6 protein-coding genes and 1 pseudogene are annotated in these 6206 nt (G+C 68.5%); 4 read left to right on the forward strand and 3 right to left on the reverse strand.

The features are described from left to right. Nucleotides 1-134 precede the first annotated feature (134 nt). Both D106_RS0109625 and folD read left to right on the forward strand, forming a co-directional pair. Nucleotides 135-1010, forward strand: coding sequence for a GGDEF domain-containing protein (locus tag D106_RS0109625; protein ID WP_018879895.1), 876 nt, complete (start codon nt 135-137; stop codon nt 1008-1010). Between the two features lie 107 nt (nt 1011-1117). Beyond that, on the forward strand, nt 1118-1981 hold the full coding sequence (folD, locus tag D106_RS0109630) for a bifunctional methylenetetrahydrofolate dehydrogenase/methenyltetrahydrofolate cyclohydrolase FolD (RefSeq protein ID WP_018867251.1): 864 nt from the start codon (nt 1118-1120) through the stop codon (nt 1979-1981). A 31-nt stretch (nt 1982-2012) separates the two neighbouring features. Here folD and gltX read toward each other — a convergent pair whose 3' ends face one another. After that, nucleotides 2013-3446 carry a glutamate--tRNA ligase gene (gene gltX, locus D106_RS0109635; protein ID WP_018879896.1) on the reverse strand — a complete coding sequence of 478 codons (1434 nt, stop codon included), beginning with the start codon at nt 3444-3446 and terminating at the stop codon, nt 2013-2015. A 236-nt stretch (nt 3447-3682) separates the two neighbouring features. Between gltX and D106_RS0109640 the strand changes: the two genes are divergently transcribed. Together D106_RS0109640 and D106_RS0109645 are read left to right on the forward strand one after the other, a co-directional pair. Next, nucleotides 3683-4198 (forward strand): peptidylprolyl isomerase, encoded by a 516-nt coding sequence (locus tag D106_RS0109640; protein WP_018879897.1) that lies wholly within the window; start codon nt 3683-3685, stop codon nt 4196-4198. 8 nt (nt 4199-4206) lie between these two features. Then, nucleotides 4207-4962: a UDP-2,3-diacylglucosamine diphosphatase gene (locus D106_RS0109645; protein WP_018879898.1), complete on the forward strand. Its 756-nt coding sequence runs from the start codon at nt 4207-4209 to the stop codon at nt 4960-4962. Between the two features lie 278 nt (nt 4963-5240). Here D106_RS0109645 and D106_RS15385 read toward each other — a convergent pair. Together D106_RS15385 and D106_RS14275 are read right to left on the reverse strand one after the other, a co-directional pair. After that, nucleotides 5241-5445 (reverse strand): annotated as a pseudogene (locus D106_RS15385) (hypothetical protein). A gap of 53 nt (nt 5446-5498) precedes the next feature. Beyond that, the coding region (locus D106_RS14275; RefSeq protein ID WP_018879899.1) for an IS3 family transposase at nt 5499-6206 on the reverse strand (708 nt) is incomplete at its 5' end.

The following is a 6206-nucleotide window of genomic DNA, read 5'->3' on the forward strand; positions in this document are numbered from 1 at the left end:
TGGATGTTAGCCTTGGAAGAGGGATCCGGTCAAGGAAAAACGCGAAATTTCGGCCGCGCTCGCACCCGGCTACCGCCTGTCGTGGTAACGTCGACTCTACAACGTTCGCAAGGCTGCGACGCAGGGAGAAACGGATGCTCGACTGGGTAGCCAGTATGGCCATTGTGCTGGGGGCGACAGGCCTTCTGTACGCCCAGTGGACCCTCGCCCGACTGCTGCGCGAACTGCCGCAAAGCCGCGTGCGCACCGGCTGGAAGATGATGGCCTTCCTGATCCCGGTGTTCACCCTGGGCTACTTCGGCTACATCCCCCTGAACTGGGGCCTGTACCAGGGCCTTCCGGACCTGCTGGTCCCGGCGATCTTCCTGCTGGGCGGCTGTTTCGTCTGCACCGTGGTCGGCCTGACCCACAGTTCGTTGGAGAAGATTCGCCATATCACCCGCTTGGAACACGAATCCATTACCGACCCATTAACCGGGCTTTTCAACCGCCGCCATATGGACCGCCGACTGGATGAGGAGGTATCCCGGGCGCATCGCTACGAGCAGCCGCTATCGGCAGTAATGCTGGACATCGACGCATTTAAGCCGATCAATGATCGCCTCGGTCATCTCGTGGGCGACTACATACTGACTACGATCGCTCAACGCGTGCAGCAAGTCCTGCGGCGTTCGGATCTCGCGGCGCGTTTCGGAGGGGAAGAATTTGTCGTGATCGCCCCGCATACCAATCTCGACGCAGCCCTGGCCCTAGGGGAAAAGCTGCGCGATGCCATCTCCAGCACCCCCATCTCGCTCGTGGGTCACCAGGCCGCCCCGCCGTGCGCCCCGGACGAACTGACCGTCACCGTCAGTGTCGGTATCGCCACACTGGACGCGCACCCACAGTCATCCGACACCGGCGAAACCCTGATTGGCCGCGCCGACGACGCGCTCTATCGCGCCAAGCAGGACGGCCGCAACCGTTGCGAGGCCAGCCCCGCCACAACCAGCCTCTCCGCGGCGCTGTAACGGATTCTTCCTGCGTCCGCCGACAACACGGATTCCCGCCCGCGTCGGCTTGAGCGCCCGCCCCCGCCATGGGAAGATCGCGGGCATTCCTTCCAAGGCGAGACCCCATGACGGCCCAGCTCATCGACGGACGCGCGATCGGACAAAGTCACCGCGCACGGATCGCGACCGAGATCGAATCCATGACCGCCCGCGACCTGCGTCCGCCGGGTCTCGCCGTGGTCCTGGTCGGGACCAACCCGGCCTCCGAGGTGTACGTGCGCAACAAGCGCAAGGCCTGCGAACAGGTCGGCGTGGTCTCGCACTCCTACGACCTGCCGGCCGGCACCCCGCAGACCGACCTGCTGGCGCTGATCGACCAGCTCAACGCCGACCGCACCATCGACGGCATCCTCGTCCAGCTGCCCCTGCCCGACCACATCGACCCGGAAACGGTGATCGAGCGCATCTCTCCGGCCAAGGACGTGGACGGCTTCCACCCCTACAACGTCGGCCGCCTGGTGGCGCGCGTGCCGCGCCTGCGCCCGTGTACGCCCTGGGGCGTCATCCAGTTGCTGCGCCACATCGAGGAGCCGTTCAAGGGCCGCACCGCCTGCGTGATCGGCGCCTCCAACATCGTCGGGCGCCCGATGGCCCTGGAGCTGCTGCTGGCCGGCGCCACCCCGACCATCTGCCACCGCTTCACGCCGGACACCGCCGCCATCGCCCGCCAGTCCGACATCGTCGTCGCGGCCGTGGGCAAACCCGGCCTGGTCAAGGGCGACTGGATCAAGCCGGGGGCCACGGTCATCGATATCGGCATCAACCGCCGCGACGACGGGACGCTGACCGGGGACGTGGAGTTCGACGCCGCCGCCGAGAAGGCCGCCTGGATCACGCCCGTGCCGGGCGGCGTCGGCCCGATGACCGTCGCGATGCTGCTGGACAACACCCTGCGCGCCCGCGCCTTCGGGACCCACGAAGCGGGCTGAGGACGCACCCCGGGCCCGCCCGGGACCCCGCTCAACCGGCCGTGGCAATCTCCTGCGCGGCCCGCAGCCGCGCCCGCACCCGCTCGCGCCCCAGATACTCCCAGATCCGCGGCAGCTCCGGGCCAAAGGTCTGCCCGGAGAGGGCCGCGCGCAGCGGCATGAACAGCTTGCGCCCCTTGGCACCAGTCGCGGCCCCCACGGCCTTGGCCAGCGCCGGAAAGTCCTCGGCCTCATCCAGCGCCGCCAGCGCGGCGCCATAGAACGCCGCCCCGGCCCCCGCCAGCTCCTCGCGGGCGCTGTCGCTGTACGGCATCGGGTCGTCCGCGAACGCCGCCACCCACACCGGGGCCTCGGCCGCCCGGCTGATGTTGTCCCGCAGCAGGCGCGCCAGGGCCGGTCGCTCTTCGGCGGCGACCCCCTCGAGCACACCGGCCGCTTCCAGATAGGCCTGCAGTGACTCGTCCGACAGCCCGCGCAGGGCCTCCGACTGCCAGTGTTCCAGCTGCTGCGGGTCGTGCCGGGCCGCGCTGTGCCCGATCCGCTCGCGGCTGAAACCGGCCGCCAGCGCCTCGGCCGAGAGCAACTCGTCCGACTCGAAGCGATGCCCGAGCCGCGCCAGGTGGTTCAGGATCGCCAGCGGCAGATAGCCATCGGCGCGCAGCTCCTCGACGCTGGCGGAGCCGTTGCGCTTGGACAACGGCGCCCCGTCCTGCCCCATCACCAGCGGCAGGTGGTGATAGGCCGGCGCCGCCAGCCCCAGCGCCTCCAGCAGCAGCATCTGGCGCGGGGTGTTGGCGATATGGTCCTCGCCGCGCACCACGTCGGTTACGCCCATCAGGGCATCGTCGATCGCATTGGAGAAGAAAAAGGCAGGCGTGCCGTCGGAGCGGCGGATCACGAAATCGCCGATCTCGTCGGTCCGAAAGCTCACCGGCCCGCGTACCCCGTCCTCGAAACGGACCGTGCGGCCCAGCGGCACGCGAAAGCGCAGGGTCGGCTTCTGCCCCTCGGCCTCGCGGCGCGCCGCCTCCTCCGCGCTCAGGTGGGCGCAGGTCCCGGGATAGCGCGGCGGCTTGCCCTGGGCGCGCATGCGCTTGCGCCCGCGGTCCAGCTCGGCGGCCGAGCAGAAGCACGGATAGGCCAGCCCCTGATCGATCAACTGCCGGTAATAACCCGCGTAGAGTTCGCCGCGCTCGGATTGCGCGTAGGGACCGGCGTCACCCCCGGCGCCGAAGCCCTCGTCCCAGTCCAGGCCCAGCCAGCGCAGATCGCGCTGCAGGGCCTCGACAAACTCCGGCCGCGAGCGCTCGGCATCGGTGTCCTCGATCCGCAGCAGGAAACGGCCGCCGCGCGACCGCGCCAGCAGCGCGCTGAACAGCGCGGTGCGGACGTTGCCCAGGTGCAGCAGGCCGGTGGGGCTGGGGGCGAAACGGGTTCGGGTCATCGTGTTCGTCATCGCGCGCATGGTAGCGGAGCGCCCGCGGCCTCACCAGCGCCGCCCCGCGACCTCCGCCCGCGCGCTCCGGGCGACGCGCGATTGAATGCGCATCCTCCGGGTGCGCCTGCTGGCAGGCCCCGCCGGTGGCGGGTACCATGCTCCCCTCGAATTCCCCGGAGGTCAGAACCATGCAGCGCATCCGCACCCGGCTTGCCATTGTGCTGGCCACCGCCCTTCTTGCCCTACTGCTTTCAGGAGCCCCCATGGCCGATACCAATCCGCAGGTCGCGATCGAAACCAACCATGGCCGCATCGTGCTGGAACTCAACGCCGAGGCCGCCCCGGAGACGGTCGCCAACTTCATGTCCTACGTGGATGATGGCTTCTACGACGGCACGATCTTTCACCGCGTGATCCCGGGCTTCATGGTCCAGGGCGGCGGCTTCGACAAGAACATGAGTCAGAAGTCCGCCGGCGAGCCGATCCGCAACGAGGCGGACAACGGCCTGAAGAACGAGGTGGGTGCGATCTCCATGGCCCGCACCCAGGATCCGCACTCGGCCACCGCGCAGTTCTTCATCAACGTGAACGACAACGACTTCCTCAACCACACGGCCCCGAAGGCGCAGGGCTGGGGTTATGCGGTCTTCGGCAAGGTGACCGAGGGCATGGACGTCGTGCGCCAGATCGAGTCCGTACCCACCGGCCGTTCCGGCATGCACCAGGATGTGCCGCAGGAGCCGGTCGTGATGGAAAGCGTGAAGCGCATCGAGGACTGAGCCACCCCGTGGCTTCGAGCGCGCCGGCCCTGGTCATCTCCGACCTGCACCTGGATCGCGAGCCCGGCCCCCTGCTGGAGGCCGCACTCGCCTTCCTGAAGGGACCGGCGCGCAGTGCCTCGGCGCTGTACATCCTCGGCGACCTGTTCGAATACTGGGTCGGCGATGACGCCGGATTCCCGGCCGCTGAACAGCTCGCCGAGGCCCTGCAGACACTCGAGATCCCGGTCGCCTTCATCCATGGCAACCGGGATTTTCTCGTGGGCCCGGACTATGCCGCCCGCGCCGGGATGCAGCTGGCGCCCGAGCCATTGCATGCGGCCCTGCCCTGCGGGCCCGCCGTGCTGCTGCATGGCGATTCCCTGTGCACCGACGACACCGAGCACATGGCCTTTCGCCAGCAAGTACGCGGCGGCGAATGGCAGCGGGCGTTCCTCGCCCATTCGCTGGAGGAACGCATCCGCCAGGCCGAGGCCATGCGTGCCACCAGTCGTGACAACAGCCGGATGAAGGCCGACGCCATCATGGACGTGAATGCGAACGCCGTGGCGGACACCTTCCGCGACGCCGATGTCCCGCTGATGATTCATGGCCATACCCACCGCCCCGCGATCCACGACCTGGCGGTCGACGGTCAGCCCCGCCAGCGCTGCGTGCTCCCGGCCTGGGACGAGCACCCGGGCTATCTGGAGGTCGCGGCGACCGGCCCCGTCCTGCGCGAGCTGGACGGCTCGCCCTACCCCGCGCACCTCTTGCACCCCTGAACCACACCCTTCGCGCTGTTGCACAGCTGGCCCTGGTTCGTCGTTGGTGTTTATGACGGCACCACCGCCTACCTTGTTGTGGCTGGGCCTGGTTCTGCATCCGGTGTTTACGGTGCCTTCGGTCCACATACTGCCCGGCGCTGACTCGCCAGCGCGCCCCGAGGCACTTTCTTGCTTGCCCAAGAAAGTGCCCAAAGAAGGGCACCCGGATTCCGCCCGGGAACCTTGCTCCAGGGCCCTCGGGCCGGCGGCGCTGAACTCGCTACGCTGCGCTTCGCTCAGACATCCAGCGCCTTCTCCCGGCCCGAGAACCCTTCCGCAAGGGGCTCCATACGGGAGGCGAAGGTCACAACCAAACGTATTCCCGCGTTTGCGCCTAACCATATACAACGCCGCCCGAAAGCCCCCGGCGCCCGCTCGCGGGCGCGGCACGCAACGGCCAAAGGCCGAGCGTGCCCAGATGCCGGAAGACCCAGCCTTCATCTATTACCACGAACTGAACCGCCCCGGGTTTCCCGGAGACCCGTTGGTTTGGGTCACGCTGCACGAACGGACCCCTGAAGTGGTTGATGGTACTGCGCTTCGATCGTTGCCGGCGGTCGATACCCGTTGGATTCCAACAGGCGTCGCCGGTTGAACCAGTCGACCCACTGGAGCGTAGCCCACTCGACGTCGCGTCGATCGTTAAGACGTCCCCAGTAGGCCCGGACCTCGGTCTTGTACAGCCCTTTGAGGGTCTCCGCCAGGGCGTTGTCGTAGGAGTCACCGACCCGGCCCACCGAGGGCTGGAGCCCGGCTTCTCCGAGGCGGTCGGTGGAACGCACCGATACGTACTGCACGCCGCGATCGCTGTGATGGATGGGACGCGGCGTGCCCCGTCCCATCCGGGCCTGCAGCGCCTGTTCCAGCGCTCCCAGCGTCAGGTCGGTGCGCAGGCTCCGACTGACGCGCCAGCCCACGATGCGGCGGGCGAACGCATCGGTGATGAAGGCCGTGTAGACGAAGCCATCCCGCGCCGTGGGCATGTAGGTGATATCCGCCACCCACAGGGCGTTCGGACGCTTGACCCGGAAGCACCGTCCGACATGATCCGGCGGGAGCGCGACCCCGAGCGCCGGACGGGTGGTGCGCGGGGCCTTGCCCCGCGTCACCCCGCGCAGACCCAGGGCGCGCATCCGCCGCGCCACGCTGCAACGCGCGACGTCGCAGCCCTCCAGCCGGAGGGCATGCCAGACCTTGCGCAC

The organism is Thioalkalivibrio sp. ALE9 (assembly GCF_000377445.1).
Taxonomy (GTDB): domain Bacteria; phylum Pseudomonadota; class Gammaproteobacteria; order Ectothiorhodospirales; family Ectothiorhodospiraceae; genus Thioalkalivibrio.

Coding starts and splice junctions, on each gene's coding strand:
- D106_RS0109640 (WP_018879897.1), top strand. CDS start 3,683: ATGGCCGATACCAATCCGCAGGTCGCGATCGAAACCAACCATGGCCGC.
- D106_RS0109625 (WP_018879895.1), top strand. CDS start 135: ATGCTCGACTGGGTAGCCAGTATGGCCATTGTGCTGGGGGCGACAGGC.
- gltX (WP_018879896.1), bottom strand. CDS start 3,446: ATGCGCGCGATGACGAACACGATGACCCGAACCCGTTTCGCCCCCAGC.
- folD (WP_018867251.1), top strand. CDS start 1,118: ATGACGGCCCAGCTCATCGACGGACGCGCGATCGGACAAAGTCACCGC.